At 74.5% G+C, this 26,639-nt stretch carries 32 protein-coding genes and 1 tRNA gene; 17 read left to right on the top strand and 16 right to left on the bottom strand.

What is annotated here, in order from left to right:
- Positions 1 to 10 precede the first annotated feature (10 nt).
- Both BUE37_RS02825 and BUE37_RS02820 read left to right on the top strand, forming a co-directional pair.
- Positions 11 to 1,201: a CaiB/BaiF CoA transferase family protein gene (locus BUE37_RS02825; RefSeq protein WP_073418556.1), complete on the top strand. Its 1,191-nt coding sequence runs from the start codon at positions 11 to 13 to the stop codon at positions 1,199 to 1,201.
- Entirely contained in the window at positions 1,198 to 2,715 is a 1,518-nt protein-coding gene (locus BUE37_RS02820; RefSeq protein WP_073418555.1) for a carboxyl transferase domain-containing protein, read from the top strand. Before BUE37_RS02825 ends, BUE37_RS02820 begins: the two co-directional genes overlap by 4 nt.
- A 171-nt stretch (positions 2,716 to 2,886) precedes the next feature.
- Here BUE37_RS02820 and BUE37_RS02815 read toward each other — a convergent pair whose 3' ends face one another.
- Positions 2,887 to 3,288: a VOC family protein gene (locus tag BUE37_RS02815; protein ID WP_073418554.1), complete on the bottom strand. Its 402-nt coding sequence runs from the start codon at positions 3,286 to 3,288 to the stop codon at positions 2,887 to 2,889.
- Positions 3,289 to 3,297: 9 nt separating this feature from the next.
- The gene (locus BUE37_RS02810) at positions 3,298 to 4,380 is read right to left on the bottom strand and encodes an LLM class flavin-dependent oxidoreductase (RefSeq protein ID WP_245794256.1); all 1,083 of its coding nucleotides are present in this window, start codon (positions 4,378 to 4,380) and stop codon (positions 3,298 to 3,300) included.
- 245 nt (positions 4,381 to 4,625) lie between these two features.
- Here BUE37_RS02810 and BUE37_RS02805 point away from each other — a divergent pair, with 245 nt between their 5' ends.
- Entirely contained in the window at positions 4,626 to 5,927 is a 1,302-nt protein-coding gene (locus BUE37_RS02805) for an aminotransferase class I/II-fold pyridoxal phosphate-dependent enzyme (RefSeq protein ID WP_073418553.1), read from the top strand.
- Positions 5,928 to 5,930: 3 nt separating this feature from the next.
- Here the strand turns inward: BUE37_RS02805 and BUE37_RS02800 are convergent, their stop codons facing one another.
- Both BUE37_RS02800 and BUE37_RS02795 read right to left on the bottom strand, forming a co-directional pair.
- Complete coding sequence (locus tag BUE37_RS02800; RefSeq protein WP_073418552.1) at positions 5,931 to 6,611, bottom strand: maleylpyruvate isomerase family mycothiol-dependent enzyme; 681 nt, start codon at positions 6,609 to 6,611, stop codon at positions 5,931 to 5,933.
- On the bottom strand, positions 6,608 to 7,087 hold the full coding sequence (locus BUE37_RS02795) for an SRPBCC family protein (RefSeq protein ID WP_073418551.1): 480 nt from the start codon (positions 7,085 to 7,087) through the stop codon (positions 6,608 to 6,610). The genes BUE37_RS02800 and BUE37_RS02795 overlap by 4 nt, the downstream gene beginning before the upstream one ends.
- A 76-nt stretch (positions 7,088 to 7,163) precedes the next feature.
- On the opposite strand from BUE37_RS02795, the gene BUE37_RS02790 reads away from it, so the two are divergent.
- Positions 7,164 to 7,571 (top strand): YkvA family protein, encoded by a 408-nt coding sequence (locus BUE37_RS02790; RefSeq protein ID WP_073419508.1) that lies wholly within the window; start codon positions 7,164 to 7,166, stop codon positions 7,569 to 7,571.
- On the opposite strand, the gene BUE37_RS02785 is transcribed toward BUE37_RS02790, so the two are convergent.
- The gene (locus BUE37_RS02785) at positions 7,568 to 8,146 is read right to left on the bottom strand and encodes an MBL fold metallo-hydrolase (protein ID WP_073418550.1); all 579 of its coding nucleotides are present in this window, start codon (positions 8,144 to 8,146) and stop codon (positions 7,568 to 7,570) included. The two genes, BUE37_RS02790 and BUE37_RS02785, sit on opposite strands and share 4 nt — an antisense overlap.
- Positions 8,147 to 8,300: 154 nt before the next feature.
- Between BUE37_RS02785 and BUE37_RS02780 the strand changes: the two genes are divergently transcribed.
- The 3 genes from BUE37_RS02780 (at position 8,301) to mscL (ending at position 9,762) form a co-directional block, all read left to right on the top strand.
- Positions 8,301 to 8,639 (top strand): FmdB family zinc ribbon protein, encoded by a 339-nt coding sequence (locus BUE37_RS02780; RefSeq protein WP_073419507.1) that lies wholly within the window; start codon positions 8,301 to 8,303, stop codon positions 8,637 to 8,639.
- Positions 8,640 to 8,723: 84 nt separating this feature from the next.
- Entirely contained in the window at positions 8,724 to 9,323 is a 600-nt protein-coding gene (cpaB, locus tag BUE37_RS02775) for a Flp pilus assembly protein CpaB (RefSeq protein WP_073418549.1), read from the top strand.
- A 4-nt stretch (positions 9,324 to 9,327) separates the two neighbouring features.
- Positions 9,328 to 9,762, top strand: coding sequence for a large conductance mechanosensitive channel protein MscL (gene mscL / locus BUE37_RS02770; protein ID WP_217651097.1), 435 nt, complete (start codon positions 9,328 to 9,330; stop codon positions 9,760 to 9,762).
- Here mscL and BUE37_RS02765 read toward each other — a convergent pair.
- A complete protein-coding gene (locus BUE37_RS02765) occupies positions 9,759 to 10,457 on the bottom strand; it encodes a YbaK/EbsC family protein (protein ID WP_073418547.1) in 699 nt (232 codons plus the stop codon). The genes mscL and BUE37_RS02765 overlap by 4 nt on opposite strands.
- 90 nt (positions 10,458 to 10,547) lie before the next feature.
- Here BUE37_RS02765 and BUE37_RS02760 point away from each other — a divergent pair, with 90 nt between their 5' ends.
- Complete coding sequence (locus BUE37_RS02760) at positions 10,548 to 10,910, top strand: VOC family protein (protein WP_175562776.1); 363 nt, start codon at positions 10,548 to 10,550, stop codon at positions 10,908 to 10,910.
- Entirely contained in the window at positions 10,907 to 11,326 is a 420-nt protein-coding gene (locus tag BUE37_RS02755) for a PaaI family thioesterase (protein ID WP_083628225.1), read from the top strand. Before BUE37_RS02760 ends, BUE37_RS02755 begins: the two co-directional genes overlap by 4 nt.
- Before the next feature lie 31 nt (positions 11,327 to 11,357).
- On the opposite strand, the gene BUE37_RS02750 is transcribed toward BUE37_RS02755, so the two are convergent.
- Genes BUE37_RS02750 through BUE37_RS02730 form a run of 5 tightly spaced genes read right to left on the bottom strand, consistent with a single transcriptional unit; the run spans position 11,358 to position 14,372 of the window.
- Positions 11,358 to 12,320 carry an MSMEG_6728 family protein gene (locus BUE37_RS02750; protein ID WP_073418528.1) on the bottom strand — a complete coding sequence of 321 codons (963 nt, stop codon included), beginning with the start codon at positions 12,318 to 12,320 and terminating at the stop codon, positions 11,358 to 11,360.
- Between the two features lie 31 nt (positions 12,321 to 12,351).
- A complete protein-coding gene (locus BUE37_RS02745) occupies positions 12,352 to 12,651 on the bottom strand; it encodes a biopolymer transporter Tol (RefSeq protein WP_073418526.1) in 300 nt (99 codons plus the stop codon).
- Positions 12,648 to 13,502 (bottom strand): NAD-dependent protein deacetylase, encoded by an 855-nt coding sequence (locus tag BUE37_RS02740; protein ID WP_073418524.1) that lies wholly within the window; start codon positions 13,500 to 13,502, stop codon positions 12,648 to 12,650. The genes BUE37_RS02745 and BUE37_RS02740 overlap by 4 nt, the downstream gene beginning before the upstream one ends.
- A gap of 51 nt (positions 13,503 to 13,553) precedes the next feature.
- Positions 13,554 to 14,000: an SRPBCC family protein gene (locus BUE37_RS02735; protein ID WP_073418522.1), complete on the bottom strand. Its 447-nt coding sequence runs from the start codon at positions 13,998 to 14,000 to the stop codon at positions 13,554 to 13,556.
- A gap of 45 nt (positions 14,001 to 14,045) precedes the next feature.
- Positions 14,046 to 14,372: a hypothetical protein gene (locus BUE37_RS02730; protein WP_139252798.1), complete on the bottom strand. Its 327-nt coding sequence runs from the start codon at positions 14,370 to 14,372 to the stop codon at positions 14,046 to 14,048.
- A 91-nt stretch (positions 14,373 to 14,463) separates the two neighbouring features.
- Here BUE37_RS02730 and BUE37_RS02725 point away from each other — a divergent pair.
- Positions 14,464 to 14,536 (top strand) — tRNA-Arg (locus tag BUE37_RS02725).
- Positions 14,537 to 14,569: 33 nt separating this feature from the next.
- Here BUE37_RS02725 and BUE37_RS02720 read toward each other — a convergent pair.
- Positions 14,570 to 15,730 (bottom strand): tyrosine-type recombinase/integrase, encoded by a 1,161-nt coding sequence (locus tag BUE37_RS02720; RefSeq protein ID WP_073418518.1) that lies wholly within the window; start codon positions 15,728 to 15,730, stop codon positions 14,570 to 14,572.
- A gap of 715 nt (positions 15,731 to 16,445) precedes the next feature.
- On the opposite strand from BUE37_RS02720, the gene BUE37_RS23230 reads away from it, so the two are divergent.
- The gene (locus BUE37_RS23230; protein WP_139252797.1) at positions 16,446 to 17,435 is read left to right on the top strand and encodes a hypothetical protein; all 990 of its coding nucleotides are present in this window, start codon (positions 16,446 to 16,448) and stop codon (positions 17,433 to 17,435) included.
- Between the two features lie 183 nt (positions 17,436 to 17,618).
- Here the strand turns inward: BUE37_RS23230 and BUE37_RS02715 are convergent, their stop codons facing one another.
- On the bottom strand, positions 17,619 to 18,857 hold the full coding sequence (locus tag BUE37_RS02715; RefSeq protein ID WP_139252796.1) for an AAA family ATPase: 1,239 nt from the start codon (positions 18,855 to 18,857) through the stop codon (positions 17,619 to 17,621).
- Positions 18,858 to 19,580: 723 nt separating this feature from the next.
- Here BUE37_RS02715 and BUE37_RS23005 point away from each other — a divergent pair.
- Both BUE37_RS23005 and BUE37_RS02705 read left to right on the top strand, forming a co-directional pair.
- Positions 19,581 to 19,838, top strand: coding sequence for a hypothetical protein (locus tag BUE37_RS23005; protein ID WP_175562775.1), 258 nt, complete (start codon positions 19,581 to 19,583; stop codon positions 19,836 to 19,838).
- A gap of 110 nt (positions 19,839 to 19,948) precedes the next feature.
- The gene (locus tag BUE37_RS02705; protein ID WP_342742254.1) at positions 19,949 to 20,191 is read left to right on the top strand and encodes a helix-turn-helix domain-containing protein; all 243 of its coding nucleotides are present in this window, start codon (positions 19,949 to 19,951) and stop codon (positions 20,189 to 20,191) included.
- 235 nt (positions 20,192 to 20,426) lie between these two features.
- On the opposite strand, the gene BUE37_RS02700 is transcribed toward BUE37_RS02705, so the two are convergent.
- Positions 20,427 to 21,158, bottom strand: a complete 732-nt coding sequence (locus BUE37_RS02700) for a dienelactone hydrolase family protein (RefSeq protein ID WP_073418510.1) — start codon at positions 21,156 to 21,158, stop codon at positions 20,427 to 20,429.
- Between the two features lie 436 nt (positions 21,159 to 21,594).
- On the opposite strand from BUE37_RS02700, the gene BUE37_RS02695 reads away from it, so the two are divergent.
- Entirely contained in the window at positions 21,595 to 22,326 is a 732-nt protein-coding gene (locus tag BUE37_RS02695; protein WP_073418508.1) for a phosphatase PAP2 family protein, read from the top strand.
- Between the two features lie 30 nt (positions 22,327 to 22,356).
- Here the strand turns inward: BUE37_RS02695 and codB are convergent, their stop codons facing one another.
- Together codB and BUE37_RS02685 are read right to left on the bottom strand one after the other, a co-directional pair.
- Positions 22,357 to 23,673: a cytosine permease gene (gene codB / locus BUE37_RS02690; protein ID WP_073418506.1), complete on the bottom strand. Its 1,317-nt coding sequence runs from the start codon at positions 23,671 to 23,673 to the stop codon at positions 22,357 to 22,359.
- A complete protein-coding gene (locus BUE37_RS02685) occupies positions 23,670 to 24,167 on the bottom strand; it encodes a nucleoside deaminase (RefSeq protein ID WP_083628222.1) in 498 nt (165 codons plus the stop codon). Before BUE37_RS02685 ends, codB begins: the two co-directional genes overlap by 4 nt.
- A 130-nt stretch (positions 24,168 to 24,297) precedes the next feature.
- Here BUE37_RS02685 and BUE37_RS02680 point away from each other — a divergent pair, with 130 nt between their 5' ends.
- The 3 genes from BUE37_RS02680 to BUE37_RS02670 all read left to right on the top strand — a co-directional run bounded on the left by BUE37_RS02680 (position 24,298) and on the right by BUE37_RS02670 (position 26,621).
- The gene (locus tag BUE37_RS02680; protein ID WP_073418504.1) at positions 24,298 to 25,842 is read left to right on the top strand and encodes a helix-turn-helix domain-containing protein; all 1,545 of its coding nucleotides are present in this window, start codon (positions 24,298 to 24,300) and stop codon (positions 25,840 to 25,842) included.
- A 28-nt stretch (positions 25,843 to 25,870) separates the two neighbouring features.
- Entirely contained in the window at positions 25,871 to 26,167 is a 297-nt protein-coding gene (locus BUE37_RS02675; RefSeq protein WP_073418502.1) for a hypothetical protein, read from the top strand.
- Between the two features lie 133 nt (positions 26,168 to 26,300).
- Positions 26,301 to 26,621, top strand: a complete 321-nt coding sequence (locus BUE37_RS02670) for a GNAT family N-acetyltransferase (protein WP_073418500.1) — start codon at positions 26,301 to 26,303, stop codon at positions 26,619 to 26,621.
- Positions 26,622 to 26,639: the final 18 nt, after the last annotated feature.

Genomic DNA, 26,639 nt, shown 5'->3' with positions numbered 1-26,639 from the left:
AGAGGGACGCATGACCGAACCGCGCAGTGGACCCCTCGAGGGGATCCTCGTCGTCGACCTGACCCGCGCGCTGGCCGGGCCGCACGCGGGCATGATGCTCGGCGACCTCGGCGCCCGCGTGATCAAGGTGGAGAACCCCGGCAGCGGGGACGACACCCGCGGCTGGGGGCCGCCGTTCGTCCAGCCGGAGGGGGCGGCGCGGGAGTCGACGTACTTCCTGTCGACCAACCGGAACAAGGAGTCGGTCACCCTCGACCTCAAGGACGACGCCGACAAGGAGCTGCTGCGCGAGCTCGTGCGCCGGGCCGACGTGCTCCTGGAGAACTTCCGCCCCGGCACGCTGGCCCGCCTCGGCTTCGGCACCGACGTCCTCGCCGAGCTCAACCCGCGGCTGGTCACGCTCTCCATCAGCGGCTTCGGCCACGACGGCCCCGAGGGCAGCCGCGCCGGCTACGACCAGATCGCCCAGGGCGAGGCGGGGCTCATGTCGCTGACCGGCCCCGGCCCCGACGACCCGCAGCGGGTGGGCGTGCCGATCGGCGACCTGCTCGCCGGCATGTACGGCGCCTACGGCGTGCTCGCCGCCCTCCACGAGCGCGAGCGGACCGGCCGCGGCCAGGTGGTGCGCACGTCGCTGCTGGCCGCGATCGTCGGCGTGCACGCCTTCCAGGGCACGGCGTGGACGGTCGGCGGGCAGGTCGGCCGCGCGCAGGGCAACCACCACCCCTCGATCGCCCCCTACGGCCTGTTCCGGTGCAGGGGCGGCAGCGTGCAGCTCTCCTGCGGCTCGGAGGGGCTGTGGCGGCGGCTGTGCGCCGAGTTCGGCCTGGACCCCGAGGCCGACGGCCTGGCCACCAACGGCGAGCGGGTGGGCAACCGGGCGCAGGTCATCGACCTCCTCGAGCGCGCCTTCGCCGACATCGGCCCCGAGGACCTGCTCGCCCGCCTGGCCGCGGCCGGCGTCCCCGCGGGCAAGGTCCGCTCGATCGACGAGGTCTACGCCTGGGACCAGACGCTGTCCCAGGGCCTGCTGGTCGACGTCGACCACGCCACGCTGGGCCGGCTGCAGCTGCCCGGCCCGCCGCTGCGCTTCTTCGCCCCCGGACCCGACGGCGAGACCGAGACCACCCGCCGCGAGCACGCCGCTCCCCCGGTGCTCGGCGGCTCCGACGCCGAGATCCGCGCCTGGCTCACCTCGTGACGCGGCTGGACGCCCGGACCCTGCGCGACCTCGTCCTCGACCCCGGGTCCTGGACGAGCTGGGACGCCCCGATCGGCGACCGCGACGTCGACCCCGCCTACGCCGAGGAGCTGCGCGCGGCCGCCGAGCGGTCGCGGCAGGACGAGGCCGTCGTCACCGGGGAGGGGTCGCTGCGCGGCCGGCGGGTGGCCGTCGTCGCCGGGGAGTTCGGCTTCCTCGCCGGGTCCATCGGCGTCGCCACCGCCGAGCGGCTGATCGCGGCCGTCGAGCGAGCCACCGAGGAGGGGCTGCCGCTGCTGGCCGCGCCGGTGTCCGGCGGCACCCGGATGCAGGAGGGCACGGTCGCCTTCCTGCAGATGATCGGCATCACCGCCGCCATCGCCCGGCACAAGGCCGCCGGCCTGCCCTACCTCGTCTACCTGCGCGACCCCACGTTCGGCGGGGTGCTCGCCTCGTGGGGGTCGACCGGGCACGTGACGATCGCCGAGCCCGGCGCCTCGATCGGCTTCCTCGGCCCGCGCGTCTACTCCGCGCTCTACGGCGAGCGGTTCCCGGAGGGCGTGCAGACCGCCGAGCACCTCGCCGAACGCGGGCTCATCGACGCCGTCGTGCCGCACGAGGACGTCGCGGACCTCGCCGACCGGGCGCTGTCGGTGCTGTCGGCCCGCCGGACCTGGCACCTCGACGTCCGCGACGCCGAGCGGCCCACCCCCGAGGACGGCACCGACGCCTCCGACCCCGAGGACGGGCGCACCGCCTGGGACGTCGTCACCGCCTCCCGCCGCCCCGACCGGCCCGGCGTGCGGCGGCTGCTGCGCACCGCGGCCACCGACGTCGTCGGGCTCTCGGGCACCGGCGCCGGCGAGAAGGACCCCGGCCTGCTGCTCGCGCTGGCCCGCTTCGGCGGCGCCCCCTGTGTGGTGCTCGGGCAGGACCGGCGCGGGCAGTCGATGTCGGCGCCGCTGGGCCCGGCCGCGCTGCGGGAGGCCCGCCGGGGCATGCGGCTGGCCGCCGAGCTGCACCTGCCGCTGGTGACGCTCATCGACACCCCCGGCGCCGCGCTGTCGCGGGAGGCCGAGGAGGGCGGGCTGGCCGCCGAGATCGCCCGGTGCCTGGAGGACCTGGTGACGCTCAAGGCGCCCACGCTCGCCGTCCTGCTCGGGCAGGGCACCGGCGGCGGCGCGCTGGCGCTGGTGCCCGCCGACCGGGTGCTCGCCGCGGCCAACGGCTGGCTGGGGCCGCTGCCGCCGGAGGGCGCCTCCGCGATCGTGCACCGCACCGTCGACCGGGCGCCGGAGATGGCGGCCGGGCAGGGTGTGCGGGCCACCGACCTGTGGCGCGCCGGGATCGTCGACCGCGTGGTGCCCGAGCGGCCCGACGCCGCCGACGAGCCGGTGGAGTTCTGCCGGCGGCTCGGGCGGGTGCTCGGCGAGGAGCTGGCCGGGCTGCTGGGCCGCGAGGACGCCGAGCGCACCCGCAGCCGCCTGCACCGCTACCGCCACCTCGGCCGCTGACGGCCTGCGCGCGACCTGGCGGCTTCGCGGCACGATCAGCAGGCTCCGCGCACGATCAGGCGGCCTGGTCGTGCCGCGTCCTGGCTCACCGCCGACCGTGCGCCAGGACGCGCTGCGGTGAGCCAGGACGCGCCCAGGTGAGCCGGGACGCGCCCAGGTGAGCCGGGACGGCTACCAGGCGACGCCCGGCGCATAGGTGCCGAAGCTCCACTCCTGGCCGCCGGGGTCGAGCAGCCGCGCCCGCCGGGTGCCCCACTCGGTGTCCTCCGGGGCGAACACGGCGGTCCCGCCGGCGGCGAGGCCGCGCGCGTAGCGGTCGTCGACGTCGGCGGGGTCGTCGAGCACCAGGTAGAGCCCCGACCCCGTGGACCGGCCGACCAGCGGCGGGTGCACGTACCCGGCGTCGTCGCTCGCGACCATCAGGACGACGTCGTCGCAGCGGACCTCCGCGTGCGCCACGGTGCCGTCGTCCGCGTCGGACCGGCGGACGACGGTGAAGCCGATCGCCGTCATCCACTCGAGGGCGGCCGGGGCGTCGCGGTAGCTCAGGTAGGCGGCCAGTCGCGCTCCCATGGCCGGACGCTAGGCCGCGGTGACCTCCGGGACCAGCCCCCAGGCGCCCGCGACGAGCTCGAGGCTGCGCACCCGCTCCGCGACGCCGTGGGTGGACGCCGAGAGCATCAGCTCGTCGGCGCCGGTGGCCGTGGCGAGCTCGCGCAGCTGCGCGGCCACCTCCCCCGGGTCACCGACGACGGTGTTGCTCGGCATCGCCTCGGCGGCCGCGCGCTCGGGGTCGGTCCGCGCCTCCTCCAGGCTGGGCACCGGGCGCAGCCGGTTGGTGCGGATGGCCAGGCGCATGAGCTGCCCGGGCAGGGCGAGCCGGCGCGCGTCCTCCTCGGTGTCGGCGGCGAGCACGTTCGCCGTCACCACCGTGTACGGGCGCTCCAGCGCGGGCGAGGGCCGGAACGACTCCCGGTACAGCTCGACGGCGGCCTGCACGTTCGGCCCGCCGAAGTGGTGGGCGAAGGCGAACGGCAGCCCCAGCGCACCCGCGAGCTGCGCGGAGAAGCCGCTGGAGCCCAGGAGCACGACCGCCGGCGACGACGTCGGGGCGGGCGTGGCGGTGAAGCGCTCGGCCAGCCCGCCCTCGACCCGCCGGTCGCCGAGCAGGCCGAGGAGGTCGAGCAGGTGCTGCGGGAAGTCCTCCGCGCCGAGGGCGGCCGGGTCGCGGCGCAGCGCGATCGCGGTGTGCGCGTCGGTGCCGGGGGCGCGGCCGATGCCGAGGTCGATCCGGCCCGGGTGCAGCGCCTCCAGCAGCGCGAACTGCTCGGCGACGACGAGCGGCGCGTGGTTGGGCAGCATGACCCCGCCCGAGCCGACCCGGATCCGCGCGGTCGCGGCAGCCAGGTGCGCGATGAGCACCGGCGGGTTGGTGCTGGCGACCGCTGGCATGTTGTGGTGCTCGGCCACCCAGATGCGGGTGTAGCCGAGCCGGTCGGCGGCCTGCGCGACCCGCGTGGTGGCGGCCAGGGCGTCGGCCGTGGACTGCCCCGAGCCGACGGTGGCCAGCTCGAGGACGGACAGCGGCAGGGGCGCGGGCTCGATCATCACCTGCGGCAACGCCCCCGGGACCGGCTCGCCTTCCCGCCCGCCGGTGTCGACCACGTGGCCGGAGGGTCTCCGGGCGGTCACGGGCACGAGCGGCACCGGCGCGTCTCACCCGTACGGACGCGCACCACCCGGTCGAGGTGGTACGCACGGTGAGCAGACGACGACCGGGTGTCGCACAACGGGGGCACGAGGGTCACCCGGTCGGACTGTGAGCTGACCCACCGTTGACGGAGAGTCACGGCGCTGGCGAGGGTGTCGCAGCGCCGGACCCTCCGCCGCACATCCCGAACGGAGCCCCCGTGCACCACGCCCCGACCGCCGGACCGCGCACCGGACCGGACACCGGGAGCGGCCGACGCGACGCCTTCGCCCCGCTGCTGCAGGACCCCCTCGCCGCCCTGTTCCGTGAGCACGTCCGGGAGGGCTCCAACACGCACGGCGTGCCGACGGCGGGCGCCCCCGAGCCGGTCACCGTCTACGACGACGGCGTCCCGCGGGTGAACCTGGGCAGCAACAACTACCTCGGCCTGGCCGGCGACGAGCGCGTCGTCGACGCCGCCGTCGCGGCGGTGCGCCGCTACGGCACCAGCACCTCGGGCAGCCGCGTCCTCAACGGCACCACCCGGCTGCACCTGCAGCTGGAGGAGGAGCTCGCCGACCTCTACGGCGTCGAGGCGGCGGTGCTGACCTCCTCGGGCGTCAACGCCAACGTGGCGCTGCTGTCGACCGCCTGCGCCCCCGGCGACGCGCTGCTCGTCGACGCCCACGCCCACGCCAGCGTGCACGCCGGCGCGGCCGCCAGCCGCGGCACCGTCATCCGGTTCACCCACAACAGCACCGACTCCCTGGCCCGCCGGCTGGCCCGGCTCGACCCGGAGGCCGGCGCGGTGGTCGTCGTCGACGGCGTCTACTCGATGACCGGCGAGACCGCGCCCCTGGCCGCGATCGCCGACCTGTGCGCGCACTACGGCGCGCGCCTGGTCGTGGACGAGGCGCACGGCCTGGGCGTGCTGGGCGAGCACGGCCTGGGCGCGGCCGAGGCCACCGGCGCGCTCGACCGGGTCGACGGGATCACCCTCGCCTTCAGCAAGTCGCTGGCCAGCGTGGGCGGCGCGGTGCTCACGTCCCGTGCGGTGGCCGACGGCATCCGGGCCAGCGCCATGCCCTACGTCTTCAGCGCCGCCAACGAGCCCGCCGGCGTCGGCGCCGCGCTCGCCGCGCTGCGGATCCTGCGCGCCGAGCCGGAGCGCCGGACCCGGCTGCAGGAGAACGGCGTCAAGCTGCGGGTGGAGCTGTCGGTGGCCGGCACGCCGCCGCTGCCCGGCAGCGGCGCGGTGATCGCCGTCCCGACCGGCAGCGAGGCCGCCACCGTCGCCGCCTGGCGGGCCGCCTACGAGGCCGGCGTCTACTGCAACGCGGTCGCCTACCCGGCCGTCCCGCGCGGCAAGGGCGTGCTCCGGCTGTCGGTCATGGCCACCCACACCCCCGAGCAGCTGCAGGCCGCGGCCGGCTCGGTGGCGCAGGCGGTGCTCGCCACCCGCGAGTCCACCCGCGAGGCGGCCGGGGACGACCGGCGCCACGGGAGGCTCGCCGTCGCCTGACCGTCAGGGCGTCAGGGCTCCGGCGAGCACCTCGGCGGCCGCCCCGCGGTCCCCGCGGACGGCGAGTCGCGGGTCACCGAGCGAGGCGCGCCGCCACAGCAGGCGGGCGAGCGCCAGCTCGGGCCCGGCGACCTCGGCGACCGGCTCGCCGGGCCCGAGCACCCAGGACCCGGACGGCGCGGTGAGCAGCACCGCGCAGCGCGGCGGGGCCACCCGGCCCAGCCGCACCTGGCGCGGGTGCATCGTGTCGAGCACCTCGGCGACGCAGTCGGCGGCCACCCGCGGGTCGGCCCCGGCCGGCACGCCGAGGGCGGCGGCGAGGTCGAGGCGGTGCACCAGCGTCTCGTGCACCTGGCGGCGGGTCCACCATCCCGCCGTCACCGGGCCGACGAAGCTCGCACAGGGCCGGCCCGGGTCCGCGAGGGCGGTGCGGAGCTCGGCCGCGGCGGAGGGGTAGTCGGGGGCGTCCTCCGCGAACGGCTCGTCGTCGGGCAGCGGCCCCTCGGGTCCGGTGCGCGCGCAGGCCGCCGCCCAGCGGTGGATGGCGGCGAGGTGGCGGACCAGGTCCTCGACGCACCACGGCGCGCAGCCCGGCACGGGGAGGCGAGGGTCGGCGCCCCGGGCCAGCGCGGCGAAGCCCCGCTGCTCGGCGGCGAGGGCGGCCGGCAGGTCGAGGGCGCTCACACCGGGACCCCCGCGGCGACCCGGCCCAGGCGCTCGAGGTCGGCGCGCAGGCCGGCGGAGCGGTCGCGGTGCGCGGGCAGGAGCAGGGCGGCCAGGAGCTCCATCGCGACCGGCATGCCGGTGAGGTCGTAGCGCTGGGCGATGCGGGTTCCGGTGGCGGTGGGCTCGAGGACGACCCGCCAGTGCGTGCGGTCGCGGTAGGGCCCGCCCGGCAGGGTCCGCCAGGCCAGCACCCGGCCCGGGTCGACCTCGGTGACCTCGCAGACCCGCGCCCACCGCGACCGGCCCACCCGGTTCTCCCCGCGGAACCGGGCGCCGGGCGCGACGTGCGTGGACCCGGGGAGCCAGGCCGCCCGGACGCACTCGGCGCTCCACTCGCCGATCCGGGTCGGGTCGGCCAGCACCGACCAGACCGCCTCCAGGGCTGCCGCGACCTCGACCTCGACGCCCACGGACGGGGGGATGCGCAGGCTCACCCGGCGGATCCTGCCGGGTGGCCCGCCGTCGTGGGGACCCTCGCCGCGCCGCCGGCGCCCCGCCAGACTGGGCACCGTGCCGGACTGGGCGTGGACGCTGCTCGGCGTCGGCGCGGGCCTGCTGCTGTGCTGGCTGGTGCTGCTCGCGGCGCTGTGGGCGGCCCGGCCCGACGAGCTGCGGGCGCGCGAGCTGCTGCGGCTGCTGCCCGACGTGCTGCGGCTGGTCCGCCGGCTGGCCGGAGACCGCTCGCTGCCGCGCGGCGTCCGGGTGCGGCTCTGGCTGCTGCTGGGCTACCTCGCGATGCCGGTCGACCTCGTGCCCGACGTCATCCCGGTCATCGGCTGGGCCGACGACGCCGTCGCCGTGGCGCTCGTGCTGCGCTCGGTGGTGCGCCGGGCCGGTCCCGACGCCGTCGCCCGGCACTGGCCCGGCACCGGGGCCGGGCTGGCCGCGCTGCGCCGGGCGACCCGGCTCCCGGGCTAGCGCGGGGTCGAGGTCCCCGGCCGGAACGGCGCGCCGTGGCCCGGCACGACGAGCGTGGCGAGCTCGAGCACCCGCTCGCGCTGCTGCCGCAGCTGGTCGCGGTCGGGCGCGTAGGGGTCGTCGGCCGGGCCCTCGCCGGTCCACCACAGGTGGGTCAGCGCGACGACGTCGTCCGCGGTGCCGACCAGCGTGGTGACGTCCTGCGGCGTGTGCCCGGGCGTGGCCAGCAGCCGCACCGCCGGGGTGAGCTGCACGCCGTCGGCCGGGCGGCGGGTGAACACGTCCCCCTCGATGACCGACTGGAAGTCGTGCACCGGCACCACCGGGAACAGCGCGATGTTGACCGTGTGGTCGAGGTGGTGGTGGCTGACGACGACGTCCGTGACGTCCTCGGGCGCGACCCCGAGCGCGCGCATCGGCGCCAGCACCAGGTCGCGGTCGGCCACCATCCCCGGGTCGACGACGACCACCCGGCCGGCGTCGCGGACCAGGGTCACCGTGCCGGCGACGTTCGGCAGGCGGGCGTAGCCCTCGACGAGGACGTCGACGCGGGCGGTGCGGGCGAGGTCGGCCATGAGCGCACGCTAGGGCCGCTGACCCGCCGGGGCGACACCACGCGGATCACGTGGACGCCGGGTCGGGACGTGGCGCATCATTGGCAGTCGAGGGCCCCGAGTGCCAGCCGGCGCCGGGCCCACCCGTCCCACGCTCGACCAGGAGTGCCGCACCGTGCCCACGTACCAGTACGTCTGCACCAACCCCGAGGGCAAGCACCAGTTCGAGGTGGTGCAGTCCTTCACCGACGCCGCGGTCGCCGAGTGCCCGACCTGCGGCGCGCCCGTGCGCAAGGTCTACGGCTCGGTCGGCGTGGTGTTCAAGGGCTCCGGCTTCTACCGCACCGACAGCCGCTCGGGCTCCAGCTCCACCGAGCCGGCGAAGGCCTCGGGCTCCAGCGACTCCTCGTCGGGCTCGTCGTCCTCCGCGTCGTCGTCGTCGAAGGAGTCCTCCAGCTCCTCCTCGTCGTCGACCTCGTCGTCCTCGGGCGGGAGCAAGGCCGCGGCCTCCTGAGCCGCGCCGTCCACACCCGGACGGCTCCTCCACACCCTCCCGCCGCCCGTCCCGCGGCGGGAGGCACTCACCCAGCCTGGGCCGGTGCCCCGCCTGCGCCGGCCCCGGTCCCCCGTCCTGCTGCTGCGCCGCGTCGTCGCCGCGCTGCTCGTCGCCTCCGCGCTGGTGCTGGCGGTCCGCCCGCCCGAGCAGCCACCCGCCCCTCCGGCGCCGGGCACCCCGGTGGCGACGGCCGCGGCCGACCTCCCCGCCGGGTCGGTGCTGGCCGCCGGGTCCCTGGCGGTCGTCGAGCTGCCGGCCGCCCCGGCGGGGTCGACGGCCGACCCGGCCGCGCTCGCCGGGCGGGTGCTCGCCGCGCCGGTGCGGGCCGGTGAGCCGGTCACCGACGTCCGCCTGGTCGGCCCCGGCCTGACGGCGCTGCTGCCCGCCGGCCAGGTGGCCGCCCCGGTGCGGCTGGCCGACCTCGGGGTCGCCCGCCTCGCCGCCGCCGGCGACCGCGTCGACGTGCTGGCCACCTCCGCCGGGACGCCCTCGGCCGCGACGGTCGCGCGGGGCGCGCTCGTGCTCGCCGCGCCGGACGACGAGGGCCTGCTCGTCCTCGCCGTCGACGAGGACACGGCCGCCACACTCGCCGCTGCCGCCACCACCGCCACGCTGACGTTGAACCTGCCCGCCCCGCCGTGAGGAGATGGGGCCCGTGCTCAAGGGCTTCAAGGACTTCCTGCTGCGCGGCAACGTGGTCGAGCTGGCCGTCGCCGTCGTCATCGGCGCCGCGTTCACCGCCGTCGTCACCGCGTTCACCGACTCGTTCCTCACCCCGCTGATCGGCCTGGTGGCCGGCGGCGGCGAGGTGGGCGGCACCTTCACGGTGAACGGCCAGACGTTCACCTACGGCGCGTTCATCAGCCAGGTGATCACCTTCGTGCTCACCGCGGCGGTCGTCTACTTCGTCGTGGTGCTGCCGCTCAAGAAGGTCGCCGAGCGGCGCAAGCGCGGCGAGGAGGCGGGCCCCGTGGCGCCCACCCAGGTGGAGCTGCTCGCCGAGATCCGCGACCTGCTGCGCGCGCAGCAGGGGGCGGGCCCCGGCGGGCGTCCCGGCGGGCCGGGCTCGACCGCCCTCTAGTCGCTGCCCCAGTGGGGCGGGCGGTCCTCCAGGTAGCGCCGGTCGGGGTCGGCGTCGTCGGGCCGCTCGCCCCAGCCGACGTCGCGGTCGTCGGGCGCCCGCTCGACAGGCCCGGCCGGGGCCGGCTGCGGCTGGTCGGCGACCGGGACGCCGAGACCCTCGAGGACCTCGGCCCCGGGCAGCGCCGCGAGCACCGACCCGGGCAGCGCGAGCTTCGCCCCGCGCGTGCCCGACCCGACGACGACGAGCTCGGCGGCCGCCACCGCTGCGTCGACGAGCACCGGCCACGACGGCGGCAGGCCCACCGGCGTGATGCCGCCGTAGGCCATGCCGGACTCGGCGACGGCGACGTCCTGCGGGGCGAAGGACGCCTTGCGCGCGCCGAGGTGCCGGCGGACCAGCCCGTTGACGTCGGCGCGGGTGGTGGCCAGCACCACGCACGCGGCGAGCGCCGTCTGCCCGGCCCGGCGGGTGGCCACCACGACGCAGTTCGCCGAGGCCTCCAGCGGGACGCCGTAGGCCTCGGTGAAGGCGGCGGTGTCGGCGAGGTCGTCGTCGACCGGCGCCACCCAGGCGGGGCCGGTCAGCGCGGGCAGCGCGGCGGCCACGGCGTCCCCGAGCAGGTCGGCGCGGGCGGCGGCGGGCTCCCAGGTCAGCGAGCCGAGGACGGGGGGCTGGTCGGTCGGGTCGGGCACGTCGGCGATCCTCCCCCGTGGCCGGGTCCCTGCGCCGGACGGCCCGATCACCGGCGGTGGGGACGGCGCCGACCGGCCAGGATGGGCTCCATGATCGGCTCGCTGCACAGCGTCGTCATCGACGCGCCCGACGCCCACGCGCTCGCCACCTTCTACGCCGACCTGCTCGGGATGGAGGTGAGCAAGGGCTCCCCCGGCGACGACTGGGTGGTGGTCACCGGGCAGGGGCACCGGCTGGCCTTCCAGCAGGCGCCGGACCTCGTGCCGCCGGACTGGCCCGACCCGGCGCGGCCGCAGCAGTTCCACCTCGACGTCTTCGTGCGCGACATCGACGAGGCCGAGCCGCGGGCGCTCGCGCTCGGCGCCCGGAAGCTGCCCGGCGGCGGGGGCGACTTCCGCGTCTACGCCGACCCGGTGGGCCACCCGTTCTGCCTCGTGTGGGACGCCGCGTGAGCGCGGAGCTGCCCGGCGTCGACCGGTCCTCGGCCAGCGCCTTCGTGGCGGCCACCGGCTTCGACGTCGCCGAGGCCACCGGCACCCGGGTCACCGGCACCGTCGAGCTCGGGCCCGACCAGCACACGCCGTGGGGCGTCGTGCACGGCGGCGTCTACTGCGCGGTGATCGAGTCGGCGGCCTCGATCGGGGCCAGCGTCGCCGTCGCCGACCGCGGCCAGTTCGCCGTCGGGGTCAACAACAGCACCGACTTCCTGCGGCCGGTCACCGCCGGGCGGCTCGACGTCGTCGCGGAGCCGGTCCAGCAGGGCCGCACCCTGCAGTTGTGGCTGGTGCAGCTCACCCGCGCCGAGGACGGCAAGCTCGTCGCCCGCGGCCAGGTGCGGCTGCAGAACGTGCCGCTGCCCGGGGCCTGACAGGGCGGGGGGGCGCCGCCCGGCGCCCCCCTCAGACCAGCGGCAGCGCGGGCTCCCGGTAGATGGTGCCGGCCAGCGACGGCGGCAGCACGTCGGGGTCGATCACCACGGAGAACAGCGCGCGCGGGTCCTGCAGCGTGGCCGGCGGGCGGGCGGCCGCCCGGGGCACCACGTGGTCCCAGCGGGCCGGGCGGCGGTGCGGCAGCAGCTCGCGGCCGTCGAAGAGGTAGTCGCCGAGCACCTCGCCCAGCAGCAGGCCGGCGCCGTGCTCGATGGGCAGCGCCACGGGGTCGCCGGGGCGGATCTCGTCGAGGAAGGTCGACAACTGCCGCAGGTCCTTGCTCGGCCGCCGCCCGGACAGCTCCTTGGCCAGCGCCCGCAGCTCGACCGGGGACAGCCCGGTGGCGTCGACGTCGACCCCCGACTGGGTGCCCAGCCCGACGACGCCGGCGGCCAGGCAGGCGCCGAGCTCGTTGTGCGCCCGCGGCCGCACGACCCACACCCGGGTGCCCTCCGGCTCGGGCGCCGGCGGGACGTCGTCGTGCCCGGGCCACAGGTAGGGCAGGTCGTCGGGCTCGACGCCGAACAGCGGCTCGAACAGGGGCCGGTAGAAGTCCGGGTCCTTGGCGAGCAGGTTCGACCGGTGCGAGCGGTGCACCGCCTCGTCGCCGACCCAGGAGGGCAGCAGGCCGGCGCGGGCCAGCTCGTCCTGGGAGGCGTGCTCGACGTCGGGGGCGAACTCGGCGATCAGCGTGTGCGTGCTGTCGGCGAACCCGCGCTCGCGCCACACCTGGACCATCGCCAGGCCGTAGACGACCAGCGCCGCCGTCCGCCCGCGCCACATGTGCACGACCGGGTGGGAGGTCCAGCCGTAGTCGGGCAGCTCCAGGGCGCGCAGCACCTGCAGCGTCTCGACACGCTGCTTGCCCAGCCGCGGCGAGTCCAGCAGCCGCGCGCTCTCCACGAAGTCGGCCACCGGCAGGAAGGTCTGCATCGCGGGGCTTCCTGCCCGGCGACGCGGGCGGTCAACCGCCGAGCGCGTCCAGCGCCGCCTCCCAGCGGGCGCGGCGGGCGTCGTCGTCCTGGTCCCACCAGGCGGGGCCCCGCTCCCCCAGCCCGGTCTTGGCCAGCTGCACCCGGTCGCGGGCGGCCCGGACGGCCTCGGGGTCGCCGGCCGTGCGCACCGCCGAGCGGGCGGCGCCGAGGTGGGACAGCAGCCGGGCGCGGACGTCGTCGGGCAGCGACGGGTCGGCCTTCCGCCACCGCCGCCCGTCGACGACGATCCAGCGCCCGTCGGCGGTGTGCTCGACCTCCCGGCGGGTCACGCGCCGCAGCGGCGGGCGAGCTCGGGCAGCACCGCGCCGAGCGGGGCGTCCACCTTCACGTCGACCTTGGCGTCGCCGCGGGTCGGGCCCAGGTTGACCGCGCCCACCGGGATGCCGAGCTCGGCGGCGCGCAGCACGAACCGGTAGCCGCTCATGACGGTGAGGGACGACCCGAGGACGAGCAGGGAGCCGGACTCCTCGAGCATCCGGAAGCAGGTGTCGACGCGGTCGCGCGGCACCGTCTCCCCGAAGAAGACGACGTCGGGCTTGAGCGGCCCGGACCCGCAGGCGCGGCAGTCGACCATCACGAAGCCGTCGAGCACCTCGTCGGGCAGCTCGGCGTCGCCGTCGGGGTTCACCTCGTCGGCGCGCGGGCCGAACGCCGGGTTGGCCGCGCGCAGCCGGCGGTGCAGCTCGGCGCGCGAGGCGACGTCGCCGCAGGACAGGCACACGGTGCGGTCGAGGCCGCCGTGCAGCTCGACGACGTCGCGGGCGCCGGCGGCCTGGTGCAGCCCGTCGACGTTCTGGGTGACGACGCCGCCGAGCAGGCCGGCCCGCTGCAGCCGCGCGACGGCGGAGTGCCCGGCGTTCGGGCGGGCGGCGGCCATCTGCGGCCAGCCGACGTAGCTGCGCGCCCAGTAGCGGTGCCGCCCGCGCGGGTCGCGCCGGAAGGTCTGCCAGGTCATCGGCGTGTGCCGGCGCAGCGAGCCGGTGGCGCCACGGTAGTCGGGGATGCCGGAGTCGGTGGACAGGCCGGCGCCGGAGAGGACGAGGACGTCGCCGTCGGCGACCAGGCCGGTGAGCTCGTCGAGGGCCGCCGGGGTCTCGACGGCGGGGAGGGCGGCGGTCACCGCCCCATCGTCCTCCGCGCGCGCTCCCCGCGCCGCGACGTCAGGAAGACGTCAGGAGGAGGCGACGAGCTCCCGCTCGATGCGGGTGAGCAGGTCGTCGTAGACGCGGCGCAGCCCCTTCGGCGCGAAGGTGCGCTCGAAGAAGCCGCCGACGCCGCCCGCGCCGTCCCAGGTGGTGCGCACCCGCACGGTGCTGCCGTCGCCGGCGGCGGGCAGGACCGTCCAGGTGGTGACCATCGACGAGCGGGTGTCGCGCTCGACCAGGGTGCCCTCGGGCTCGCTGACCTCGACGTCCTGCTCGCGCACGCGCTTGCTGGTCGCGGCGAACCGCCAGTGCACGCGGGTGCCCGCGCCCTGCCCGCCGGCCTCGACCCGGTAGTCGCTGAACTGCTCGGGCAGCGCGCGGGAGCGGGCGCCGGTGTAGTCGGCGAGGGCCGCGCGGACCCGGTCGACGGGCGCTCGGACGACGCGTTCGGCGGTGGCCACGACCTGTCCCATGCGGCCATCCTCCCCGGACCGCCGGCCGGCCGCGCCGCAGGGGGCTCAGCCGGCGGACTCCTCCGCGTCGAGGTAACGGCAGCGGAACCGGGCGCCGGCCATCGCCTCGGTGAAGCGGGTCTCCCAGGCGGGGTCGTCGGCGGGGAAGGTCGTGAACACGCGCTCCTCCAGGACGACGGGCTCGCCGTCCGGCCCCGGGCGGGAGCGCCGCAGGAGCACCCGGGTGACGCCGTCGACCTCGTCGTGTGCCGGACCCCAGGTCGCGCGGGGCGGCGCGAGGGCCGGCCGCCCCGCCGTCCAGACGCCCAGCCGGGACAGCAGCAGGCCGAGCAGGACCAGCAGCACCACGATCTCGACCACCGCGAGCACCACGACCCGACGGTAGGCCCCGGGGACGCTGCGCGGGACCCCGCGCACTCCCCCGGTAGCCTCGGTCCGCCCCGGGTCGGCCGCGCGCCGACGAGCCCCCGTAGCTCAGGGGATAGAGCATCGGTTTCCTAAACCGTGTGTCGCAGGTTCGAATCCTGCCGGGGGCACTTTCAAGACCGCTGGTCAGCGCACTGATCAACTCAATCCGCTGACCGGCGGGCGTCCCCGCTGGGGCCCTCAGTCCGCATCCAGTCCGCACGAGCGGCGTCCATCCGCTCCGCGACGGCGTCCAGCTCGTCGCCGAAGAGGTGGCCGTAGCGGTCCAGCGTCATCGCCGCTGATGCGTGTCCGAGCATCGACTGGACGCCCTTGATGGAGGCGCCGGACGCGATGGCGAGCGAGGCCGCGGTGTGCCGGAGCTCGTGCGGCACGAAGCCGGCCAGCCCAACGGCGACGACCGCGCGGTCGAAGCGATCGCGCCGGAAGTTGCCGACGCGCAGGGGGCCGCCGGTCCTCGAGGGGAAGACGAACTCCTCCGGGTCCCGGCCGGCCAGGTGGTCGACGAGGTCGTCGCGCAGGAACCGCGGCACCGGCACCCACCGGCGCGCGTGGGACTTGGGCGGCCCGAAGACCGAGCGCCCCTCGACCTCGGTCACCGACTCGGCCACCTCGATGCGGCCGCGGAGCAGGTCGACCCGCCGGACGCGCAGCGCGGCCGCCTCACCCCAGCGAAGCCCTGTGTAGCCGAGGAGCAGGACGAGCAGCCGGTGCGGCCCGCAGTGGTCGGCAAGGTCGGCGAGCTGCCCGTGGGTCAGGTACCGCCGGTCGGTCGTCGGCAAGCGCGGGAGGTCCACGCCTGCTGCCGCGTTGCGCGCCAGCCGGCCGTCCTTGACCGCGGCGTCGAGCATCGAGGTCAGGAGGTGGTAAGCCTGTCGGGTCCGGCTGGCCGACAGGCCGTCGGCGCGCATGCCGGCCACCCACGCGACCACATCACCGTGCGCCACCCGGCCAAGCGGGACGTGCTCCCACCGAGGGAGCACCCGCGCCCGGAGAAGTGAGCAATAGCTGGCCAACGTCTTGGGCCCGAGGTGGGAGCGGCCGGCGAACCAGGTCTCTGCCCACTGACCGACGGTCTGCCGGGAGAGCTCGGGGTGGACGAACGTCCCCCGGACCAGCGCGACCGTCTGCTCATCGAGCCACCGCCGCGCATCGACCTTGCGGGCGAATGCCTTGGTGACCTCCCGGCCGGACGGGTCGCGGAAGTGCACTCGGTAGCGTTTGCCCGTGCCGTAGAGCGTGGTTCGCTCGAGTGCTCCTGTCTGACGGTTCCTGCGGTGCCAGCGGTCCTGGATGGTGGCCATCCGTATGCACCTCAGCTCCCCGGCTCGTCGAGGCCGTCGGCGACAGCCAACGGCTTGACGAGATGCGACGACCGGGCAAGTGGGCGGCTCCATGCCGGATCTGTGGATGGCCAAGCAGCTGTGGACGGCCCGGTGCATGCGCCCCGGCCGTGCCCGAAGGACTGGTTACGCGCCACTTCTCCAGTACGGCTCCAGCCTTGCTCAGGCAGCACAGAGCGCGGCCGGAGCACCACTGCAGCCGCCACACGGGGGCACCGGTTTCGCGAGAGTCCTCACAAGTCGGCGCTGGAGAGCGGCCTCTCTGCAGGTGGCCCTAAGGCGGCCTGCGGGACACGGGACCGCATTACCGCGATCGGCCCCAAGCTTCGGCCGGCCCGTGCTGTCCGGAGGCGTGCATCAGCTGGACGACCGGCTCAGCAACAGTCTCGCGCAACGCGCCTTCGCGGTGTCTCACCGTGGGGATGGCAAGAGAGCTCGGCCATCGCCTGAGATCGCGCCAGATCGGACTACACGCCGATAGTCGACTGCCTAAGCTGCGGAAGTTCGCCACTCGTCGTCCAGCATCTACTCTCGGGCACCTCGTCCAGCAGCCTTCACCGGCAGACTGCTCAAGGAACAGCAACCTGAGACAAGCCGGTCGGCGCTCCCAACGCGCCGTGATCGCGGTGCGCGGCAGGGTTGCACGCTTGCCAGGATGCCGCCATAAACTATGGCGGTGACGAAGCGGTCAGCTTTCATCGGGCTGTCAGGGCCAATCGGTTACGACTATCGCAATCCCCTATCCCGACAGTCGCTCGGAGAGGAGCGGCTTCCTAACCCTGTGCTTGAGGATGTCGCCGGCTTACTGCTGTGCTACGACGAACTAATCTTCCTCTCGCGCGACTTCTGTCCAGCAGACATGCAGGACTTGCCATATGTCCATTTCGTCAACGAGCATCCTGGCCGCCTGGAGAGGGCGCGAACTGCTCGAGATCAGTACGCACAACTCGCATCAGACATAAGAGAACGCTGGGCGCCGGTGACGCGGGACTGGCACAGCATTGTGTTCACGATGACACAAGGCCATCGCGACGAATTTGCCATCGACCACCACACGCACACCGTGCACGTGGCTCCAGACTACGAAGCGCACGCAAGTGCGGGCAATCTGGAGAATGTCATCATGGACGCGGGAGTGGCTCTTTCACTCGACGCTGGCACGGTTGACGTCGTATCGAATTCCATCGCCGCACAGGTGGTCAACGGGATGTTGAACGATCTGGTCCCAAGGGGTGCGGAGCGCACCAAACTTTCGCTAGCAAACTCCGTCGTAAATATCCGAACTCAGGGATTCCTGACGCCATCGGGCTCCTACCACGAAAGCATTGAGGAGCTTCGGCAGCATGCCAGGCTGAAAGAGTTTCGCGAACTCCTGAACTCGTACGAGGGGAGTGAAAAGGAAGGCCCAGCTTTGGCAATGGAGGTCACACGACTAGCCGATGAGTATGCCCGAGAAGGCCTTTCAAGATTCCTCAAAGGGAGGAGCAGATTTGTGACCGTCGGCAGCCCGCTAGTGGGTCTCGCCGGCAATCTTCTGCAACCTGGCTTTGGCTCTGTGCTGAGCGGAGCAGTGGGCGCTGCGGATTTCCTCAGAGAACGCAAGCACAGGCGGCGCATGGCCTGGGCCCTATTTGTACTCGACGCAAGAGCCAGGCCAAGCGCCTGACACCGGCCGCATGGCGTTAGGTTGGGACTTGATCGGACCTTTTGACGCGGTTCGCCAACCAGTCCTTCAGCGCATGTAAGGCACGAACGGCTATTGATGCGGAGTGTCCGTGGGCGAGCAGGCGGACGATTCCGCCTTTAGCGTGGCTAGGCTGCCGCATCCCACAGGCGCCGACCGCCGGTGTCACAAGCCAGGAACGGTAAGTTGTTCGTAGATGGCTGGCGACAAAGGGGCGCTAGCCGACTCGCGGATTAAAATGTACGGCGCCATGAGCGGGTCCAAGAAGCGATACACCGTCGACCCCCTGCCGCGCTGCTCGGCTTCCATCAACGGCCCTCGCTCGGAACAGAACTCGTCGAGGTGCTTCTTGAAGGCAAAATTTGCGTAGCTTCGGTCAGTGCGGGCTTCCAGCACCGGACGAAGGTCGCGCATCTGAAAGAAGCCTGAGCGGTCTGTTGGAGCGCAAGCCGCCGCCACACACACGTCCCAGTACTTGTTCCCTGGATACGAACTGTGCACGGACTGGTCAACTCGTTTCCCAAGATCCTCCTGCAGGCCTCTCGACGCTCGTCGTTGCGCCTCTCGCAAATCGTCACTTCCGATGGAGGACCTTCTCTCGAGGATCGCTCCTTCGAAGCAATACCACGCGACCAGATGCGTGTAAAACGGCAAACCTCTCGACAAGAGTGTGATTCGGTCTCTTACGTCGGCCGCGCACCGGATCTTCAACTCCCGCTCAGCCACCGCGATAACGTCAGTGAGCTCCTCCGGCGAGAGTCGTGGCATTCGGACTTGTTTCAGGCTCCGCTTTATTGATTCATGCTCAAAGAATAGTTCGTCGGCATTATGTGCAACACCTACGACGACCAGTGTGGACGGAATTGCTTTGTCGGAGAGCGCCTTGATCAGATTGGCGATCGACTCCTTGACGTCCTCATCCTCAATCTTGTCAAACTCGTCGATGACTATCAGCGACGGACTCTCGAATCCGAGCAACCGCAACGGTGCGACAACCTGTGCAACATTGGTGACGCGATCGAGACCGTCGACTGCTTGAGTGTAGGCGCCTATCTGAGCATCCGAAAGCTGGTCGGCGTGCGGCGAACTTAGGTAGTCACTGGAGATTTCCGCCGCAATTGATCCCCACAGAGACGACCAGCTCGTATCGGGTGCACAGTTGATGCGGACAGAGATTGCGCGGCCAGGATGAAGCGATTGTGCCGTAGCGGCGAGGCTCGTTTTGCCCACTCCACGATCGCCGTAGACGAGGGCGTGAGCGCCGGGCATCCGGATGGCCGTCGTCAGGTCCTGCAACTGGTCCGCTCGGCCAGCTAACAGCGCTTCGCTATCGATCGGCTTGTTGGGCCGCAGCACATAGTCAAGCCGCTGCTGCATCTCCTCGATACCACTCGGTCCGGCCACGTCCCCCCGCTTCACTCGGCTGACTCCGACGGTAGCCGCAAGGGATGACACTTGGACGCAGGCCCAAGCCACAGTCGACGCCGTGGTCAGCCAAGTCGACGGTAGAAGGTGGCGGCATGGGACGCCGCCTCGACCACGCACACGACCCGGTCGGCGCTGACTACCCAGGACGGCACTCCGTCATCGACGTCGGCTGGCCTGGCGACCGATCCGCCGAAGATTGGCGTGGTGTCCCATGAGCCGCCTTCAGGGACACCCGGCCAGCACCTGCGGTCGCCTCCGAGCACCCCGCTCAGGCCGTCCTCAACGCGCGTCAACGCGCCGCTCAGGCCGCTGCAACCGGCACTAGAGACTCGCAAGATCAAGAGGGACACACCTCATGCACTGTCGGCCTCCTGACTCGTTGTGGCGAATAACAGGAGGCCCGTCAGCAGCCTCACCGGCATGGGCAGCAAGGGGATGGCCGACAACCGGAAGCGCCGAGCCGAGGCTGAGCGCCGGCGCAGAGAGAACGCACAGCGGACGCCGTGTGAACCGAAGGCGTGCGATGCAGCCGACGACAAGACGGACCCTGCACGACGCCGGGCGGCGGCCACCACTTGCGCCTGGTGCGGCGGACCGATCACCCCACGCAGCCGTGGCCCGGTCCCGAAGTGGTGCTCGGCCACGTGTCGACACCGCGCCTGGGAGCAGACCAGGGCAGCGGCGTCGGGTCGGTCAGCCGTGCAGGTCGTCGAGCGACGCGTCGAGGTGCCCGTCCCCACGACGCCGACGCGCCATGACTGGCCGGGACTGCTCAGCGCGCTTTCCGGCCAGATCGACAGCGGTCGCGTCTACGACCGCGACCTCCTGGATCTCCTCGATGCCCTTGAGACCGTCCTGAGCGCATACCGCCGACGCGCCTACGTCCGCAGCGGATCTCTCGACCGGCAACGCCAAGCTCGGACCCGGCGACTGACGCACCGGACCTCCAGCCCTTGACGCACGCCGCTCGAGCTCGCACTGCAGGTCCACTGGAGAAGCCTCCGCACGCTGACTGCTGCGTGGGGTGGTCGGGTGGTGATGGCCGTGGTGAAGGCCGCCTCGCAGCCATGGACACGCATCGAGACGCTCGGAGGCACCACATGACCTCCACCACTGGTCGGAGCAGTGCGAGCGACCTCATGACGCTCGCCGAGACTGCGGCGTACCTGCGGACGCCCGTGGCCACCCTTCGCTACTGGCGACACCTCGGCGAGGGACCGGCAGGCTTCCGCCTGGGACGTCGGGTGATGTTCAAGCGGGCCGATGTGGATGCGTGGCTCGACGCTCGTCGGCGGACCGAGACTCATTGAGGAGACGGCCGCGTCCCGGCGGACCAGTGGGACATCCGCTCTCCGGCCTGGGCGCTCCAGTCCGCATCCAGTCCGCAGGACGTCCATCAGACCTCAACTCGGCCCATCACGGCCCAACCACATAAGCCCAGGTCAGAGTCGATATCCGTCAACCGCCAACGACATCCAAGACTGGCTCGATCACTTTCCTAAACCGTGTGTCGCAGGTTCGAATCCTGCCGGGGGCACCAGCACCTCAGCCCAGGTGCCGCGCGAGGAAGCGGTCGACGTCGTCGGCCTCGAACGCCGGGACGCCGGTGTGCCCGCCGGTGTTCGCGTGCAGCGTCTTCTCCCGCGAGCCGAGCGCGTCGAACAGGTCGAGGGCCGCCTGCCGGTCGTTGCCCTCGTCGTCCCACTGCAGCAGCACCAGCAGCGGGACCGTCACCCGCCGGGCCTCCTCCAGGACGAGCCGGGGGACGTGGCTGCCGGCGAAGAGCACGGCGGCCGCGACGCGCGGGTCGACCGCCGCCAGCCGGACGCCGATCGAGACGATGCCGCCCGAGATCCCGACCGGGCCGCCGAGCCCGGGCAGCGCGAGCAGCTCGTCGAGGGCGGCGCGCCACTCCGGCACCGCCGCCTCCACCAGCGGCAGGACCAGACGGTCGACGATCCCGTCGTCGACCGGCCGCCCGGCCGCCAGGGCCCGGTGCAGGTCGGCGCGGGCCGCCTCGGCGGCGGCCGAGGGCGGCCGCTCCCCGGCGCCGGGGAGCTCGAGCGCGGCCGCGGCGTACCCGGCCGCGAGGCAGTGCCGGGCCCGGGCCAGCAGGCGCGGGTACATCCGCGCCAGCCCGCCGGGGTGGCCGAGCAGCACCAGCGGGGCCGGTGCGGGGGCGGGCGGGGGCGTCCAGAGGACGCCGGGGACCCCGCCGAGGGTGGACCGGCGCTCGAGCGCGCCGTCGTCGATCCGGTGTTCCGAGGTGGTCTGCACGGTCGTGCCCTCCGGGAGTGCGGACGGCGCTCCCGGGCGGCCTACCGCCCGGCCGTGTCCCCGCGGGGGAGCACCCACGTCTGCCTGTCCACGGGTCCTCCCTCCTCTGCGTCCGGCACGGCGGGGGCGACCGTAGCCCGGCCGGGCCGGCGCGGCGACGGGGTTCCCGCCGTCCTCGGACGCGGCACCGGTTGCCCCGCCGCGCGCCCGGGTACCGCTGGCGCGGACACGTGCCCCGGCCCGCCGCGCGGACGCCTCGCCCGTGCCCCACCCCCACCTCGACGCGCCCGAGCAGAGGGCACGCGCCTTGCCGGCACCGCCCCCGGCAGACGCCGTCCCGACCTGATCGGAGCCCGCCCGTGCCTCCTCCCTCACCGCCGGACGACGCCGGCGCGGACGCCTGACCGGCACCGCGGCCCGGGCGGCGGGGAGCCGCGTGACGACCGTCGCCCGGGCGCCCGCGCCGCGGAGCAGGCCGGTCACGCACCCCCGGCCGCGCCGGAGGGCCGTCGTCGCGCTCGCCGGGCTGCTCGCGCTGTTCTATGCCGGCCTGACCGCGGCGGTGGTCCTCGGGGACCACCTGCCCGACCTGGACACCGCCGTCCTCCGCTGGCAGCCGGCCGCGCGCTGGCCCGCGCTGGAGCCGCTCGTCGACGCGTGGGTCCTGCTCGGCCAGCGGGCGATCTGCCTGGCCATCGCCGTGGCCGCGCTGCTGCCGAGGACGCTGCGGGAGCGGGACCTGCGCCCGCTGCTCGTCCTCGGCCTCGCGACCCTGCTGGTGAACGTCACCGTCGGCTCGGTGAAGCACCTGCTCGGCCGGCTGGGGCCGCTGCAGCTGGGGCACGGGGCGCTGGCTCCCGGCGGCAGCGAGGTGTTCACCGACGGGACGATCTTCCCGTCGGGACACACCGCCAACGCCGTCGTCACCTGGGGCGTGCTGGCGTTCCTGGCGCGGCGGGGCCGCCGCTGGGCCGCCGGGCTGGCGGTCCTGCTGGCGGTCACGGTCGGGCTGACCACGGTCTACCTCGGCACCCACTGGGTCTCCGACGTGCTGGCCGGCTGGGTGGCGGGCGGCCTCGTGCTGCTCGTCGTCCACCTGTGCCGGCCGGCCCTCGACCGGGCCCCGCGGTGGCCCCGCGGGACCGGCCGCCGTGCCGGACCGCGGTGACTCCGCCCCCGGCACCCGCGGGCCGCCGCCCTACCCCCGCGCGCCGGCCCCCGTCCGGTCGCCGGACGTCCGGGAGAGCGCCATCGACAGGGCCACCGCGACGACGATGCCGATCACCGGCGGGATGCCGACGCCCAGCTCGCCGCTGAGCCAGGCGAGGAACGCGGCCACCGCGTAGGCGGCCAGGTTCGGCCAGCGCAGCGCCGGGGGCACGTGGTCCTCGAGGATGCCCCGGCGCCACCGGGCGAGGAAGTCGCCGATGATGACGCCGCCCAGCGGCGGGATGAACGTGCCGAGCAGGACCAGGTAGTCGACCAGGTGGTCCTCGACGCCGGCCAGCGCCAGCGCGGTGGCGATCACCGACCCGCCGACGACGAACGGCGCCTTCCTCGGCCGGTCGAACAGCTCCGCGCCGGCCACACCGAAGGCGTAGGCGGTGTCGGCGTTGCTCTTCCACAGGTTGCCGAACAGCAGCACCAGGCCCCAGCCGACCAGGCCCAGCTGGTAGAGGACGAGCACGAAGTCGCCCTCGCCGAAGGTCAGCGCCCCGACCGCGCCGAAGAACACCATCAGCCCGTTGCCGACGAGGAAGCCGATGACGCAGGCCCACACGGCGTGCGAGCCCGTCCGGGCGAACCGGGTCCAGTTCGGCGCCTGCGTGCCGGCCGAGACGAACGTGCCGACGACGGTGGTCACCGCGACGGCGATCGCCATCGACGTCGTCGGCTCGATGGCGGCCAGGCCGCCCCACCCGCCGACCTCCTGCAGCGAGCGCGCCAGCACCCAGAACGCGAGGACCAGGATCAGCGGCGTCGACACCAGCGACACCCAGTACATGCCCCTGTAGCCCCAGTACGCGGTGGCGCACATCAGCGCGCTGGTCGCCACCATCACCGCGGCGCGAGCGCCGTAGGACTCCCATCCGAACGCCTCGGCGGTCAGGTCGCCGATGGTGCCGACGACGACGCCGTACCAGCCGATCTGCGTGCCGCCGAGCAGGATCGAGGCGAGCTTCGCGCCGCGCGAGCCGAGCGTGTACCGGGCCATGACGACGGTGGTCAGGCCGGTGCGCGCGCCGATCCAGCCCATGACCGCGACGTAGGCGCCGAGCACGAGCGACCCGATGGCGATGACGAGCAGCAGGTCGCCGAAGGAGAACGCCGGGCCCAGGGCCGCCCCGGCGAGCATCGTCGGGGTGAAGACCGTGAACCCGAGCAGGACGACGGCGACGGAGAAGAACGACTTGCGGGCGTGCGCCGGGACCGGGGTGACCGGGTAGTCGGGGTCGACGACGGCGGCCTCGTCGGCGCCGGTCACGCGCCCGTCGGTGCGCGGTGCGCTGCTCACGCCTCCTCCCCGATGTCCTCGTTCCAGATCTCCGGGCGCTCGGAGACCATGCGGCGCATCAGCTCGACGCACTCGGCGTCGTCGAGGACGGTGAGCTCCACGCCGTGCGAGCGCAGCAGCTCCTCCGACGCCTGGAAGGTGCGGTTCTCCCCGATGACGATGCGGGGGATCTCGTAGAGCAGCGCGGTGCCGGCGCACATGAAGCAGGGCGAGAGCGTCGTGTAGAGCACGCTGCTGCGGTAGACCGACGCGGGTTGCCGGCCGGCGTTGTCGATGCAGTCGGTCTCCCCGTGCCGGATGGGGCTGCCCATCTGCACCCGGCGGTTGCGGCCGACGGCGAGCACCCGGCCGCCGGAGACCAGCGCGGCGCCGATCGGCACGCCGCCCTCCTCCCAGCCGATGCGGGCCTGCTCGATCGCGAGGCCGAGGTGGAAGCGGTCGAGCTCCTCCGGGGACAGGCCGGGGGGTGCGCTGGGCAGGGGCACGGTGGTCACGGGCTCTCCTCGGGACGACGTCGTGACCTCGCAGCGAAGTCGCAGCGCGCCCGCGGGACAAGGGACACCGCGTGCGGCCGAGGCGGCCGATCGCTTGACACGGTGTCCGCCGCCCGGCCACGGTCCGCGGGTGCTGCCGACCGTGGCCGAGGTGCTCGAGCTGCCCGCCGTCCGCGCCGCCGCGCCCGAGGTGCTGGCCGGTGACCCGCACGCCGCCGTCGTCCGCTGGGTGCACTCCTCGGAGGTCTACGAGATGGCCGGCCTGCTGGCCGGCGGGGAGCTGCTGCTCACCACCGGCCTCGGGCTGCACGGCCGCTCGGCGCAGCAGGTGACCGACTACGCCGAGCAGCTCGCCGACGCCGGCTGCACCGCCCTCGCGCTGGAGGTCGGGCGCTCCTTCGCCGCCGTCCCGGCGGAGCTGGTGGAGACGGCGCGGCGCCGCGGGATGGTGCTGCTCGCGCTGCGCGAGGTGGTGCCGTTCGTGCGGATGGTCGAGGACTTCCACGAGCTGCTGCTGCGCCGGAAGCTGTCCTGGCGGCGCGCCGGGGAGCCGGTCTGGCAGGAGCTGCTCGGCCTGGTGGTGTCCGGGCAGGGGCTGGCCGCCCTGCTGCACGCCACGTCCCGCCTGGCCGACTGCCCGGTGGAGCTCCTCGACGTCGACGGCCGGGTGGTCGAGCGCAGCAGCCCGCACGGGCTGGACGACTCGGCGGAGCGCTGCGGGGCCGAGGTCCGCGGCCCGCACGGGCCGGTGGGCCGCCTGGTGCTGCACGGCCGGGCGACGCCGCGCCGGAGCGGGGTCGCCGAGCGCGCGGCGGTGGCGGTCGCCCTCGAGCTCGGCCGCCACCCCGACCCGGGCTCACGCCCGTCGCTGGCCCAGGCGGTGGTCACCGACCTGGTCGCCGGGGTGCTGGTGTCGGCCGGCGACCTGCGCGACCGCCTGGCCGCTGCCGGCTGGCCGCACCCCGCGGGCACGCCGCTGCTGGTGGCCGCCGTGGAGCTCGACCGGCGCACCCCGGCGAGCGAGGCGGTGCCCGCGGTGCGCGAGGCGGCCGAGGCCGTCCTGGGCCGCTGCCTGGCCGGGGCCGCCGGCAGCAGCGTCGTCGTCCTCGGCCGGGGCTGGCCGCGGTCGGCGCAGCGGCGCCAGCGGGAGGCCGCCGAGCGGATGCGGGCCCTGCTGTGCGCGGGCACGCCGGACCCCGCCGTCCGGACCGTGGCGGTCGCGGACCCCGTCGCCGACCTCGCGGCCGTGCCCGACGCGGTGGCCGAGGCCCGCGAGCTCGTCGCCATGACCCGCCGCATCGGCGGCCGGCACCCGGTCGTGCTGGCCCAGGACCTCGCCGTCCACCGGCTGCTGGCGGGCAGCGTCGACGGCGCCGCGCTGGCCGCGTTCGTGACCGCCCAGCTCGGGCCGCTGCTCGACCACGACGCCGCCCACGGGACGGACCTGCTGCGCACCCTCGACGCCCACGTGGCCACCGGCATGAGCAAGACGCGGACGGCGGAGGTGCTGGGCATCCGCCGCCAGACGCTGTACGCGCGGCTGACGCGCATCGAGCGCCTGCTCGGGGCGCCGGTGGACGAGCCCGGCCAGCGCACGCGGCTGGGCACGGCGCTGTCCGCCTGGCGGGTGCGCACCGGGCTGGACCCGCAGACGGTGCCCGGCCGGCCGCACTGACCACCCGTCCGGGGGTAGGGACGGCGGCATGGCACTGCGCAACGCGGCCGTCGCCGCCGGCGGCCAGTGGGTCGACCCCGACGACGGCGTCCGGTACCCCTCCGGTGAGGTGCACGCCTGGGACCCCGGGCGCAACGAGACGGTGTGCGGGCTGTCGCTGTCGCGCTCCCGGCTGACCCGCTTCCCGCACGTGACCTGGGCCGACGTCCAGCCCGAGTCGGGCCGCCACGCCGAGGAGGTGCAGGCGGTGTGCCGGCGCTGCCGGGCCGGCCTCGGTGGGCGCCGCGACGAGCGCGGCTGGACCCGGAGGAACCCGCGCCCGTGACCTCCCGGCCGCGACGCGCCGGGGGGACACCCCGTCGAGGGGAAACACCTGCGGCTGCGAGGCGTTACCGTCCCAGATGCACGACGTGACCCCGGCAACGGCGCCGGGGCGAGGCGGAGGTGGCAACGCAGCGATGGAGACCACGGTGGTCGACGTCCCCGAGAAGGGGCGGTTCGAGGTGCGGGTCGGCGAGCGGGTCGTCGGACTGGCCAGCTACCACGTCGAGGACGGCACGATGGCCCTGCCGCACACGGAGGTCGACCCGAGCATGGGCGGCCGCGGCATCGGCACGGTCCTGGTGAGCGGCGTGCTCGACGCCGCCCGCGAGCGCGGGCTGCACGTCCTCCCCTACTGCTCCTTCGTCCGCCACTACATCCAGCAGCACCCGGAGACGCTGGACCTGGTGGCCGACGACGACAAGCCGCACTTCGGCCTGGCCACCGCCGACACCTGACCGGCCGCTGGCCTGCGG

The organism is Geodermatophilus nigrescens (assembly GCF_900129495.1).
In the GTDB taxonomy this organism is placed as follows: domain Bacteria; phylum Actinomycetota; class Actinomycetes; order Mycobacteriales; family Geodermatophilaceae; genus Geodermatophilus; species Geodermatophilus nigrescens.
This window is presented reverse-complemented; position numbering and strand designations above follow the sequence as displayed.

Coding starts and splice junctions, on each gene's coding strand:
- BUE37_RS02825 (WP_073418556.1), top strand. CDS start 11: ATGACCGAACCGCGCAGTGGACCCCTCGAGGGGATCCTCGTCGTCGAC.
- BUE37_RS02815 (WP_073418554.1), bottom strand. CDS start 3,288: ATGGGAGCGCGACTGGCCGCCTACCTGAGCTACCGCGACGCCCCGGCC.
- BUE37_RS02785 (WP_073418550.1), bottom strand. CDS start 8,146: ATGGCCGACCTCGCCCGCACCGCCCGCGTCGACGTCCTCGTCGAGGGC.
- mscL (WP_217651097.1), top strand. CDS start 9,328: ATGGGGCCCGTGCTCAAGGGCTTCAAGGACTTCCTGCTGCGCGGCAAC.
- BUE37_RS02760 (WP_175562776.1), top strand. CDS start 10,548: ATGATCGGCTCGCTGCACAGCGTCGTCATCGACGCGCCCGACGCCCAC.
- BUE37_RS02750 (WP_073418528.1), bottom strand. CDS start 12,320: ATGCAGACCTTCCTGCCGGTGGCCGACTTCGTGGAGAGCGCGCGGCTG.
- BUE37_RS02735 (WP_073418522.1), bottom strand. CDS start 14,000: ATGGGACAGGTCGTGGCCACCGCCGAACGCGTCGTCCGAGCGCCCGTC.
- BUE37_RS02720 (WP_073418518.1), bottom strand. CDS start 15,730: ATGGCCACCATCCAGGACCGCTGGCACCGCAGGAACCGTCAGACAGGA.
- BUE37_RS02705 (WP_342742254.1), top strand. CDS start 19,949: ATGGACACGCATCGAGACGCTCGGAGGCACCACATGACCTCCACCACT.
- BUE37_RS02675 (WP_073418502.1), top strand. CDS start 25,871: ATGGCACTGCGCAACGCGGCCGTCGCCGCCGGCGGCCAGTGGGTCGAC.
- BUE37_RS02670 (WP_073418500.1), top strand. CDS start 26,301: ATGGAGACCACGGTGGTCGACGTCCCCGAGAAGGGGCGGTTCGAGGTG.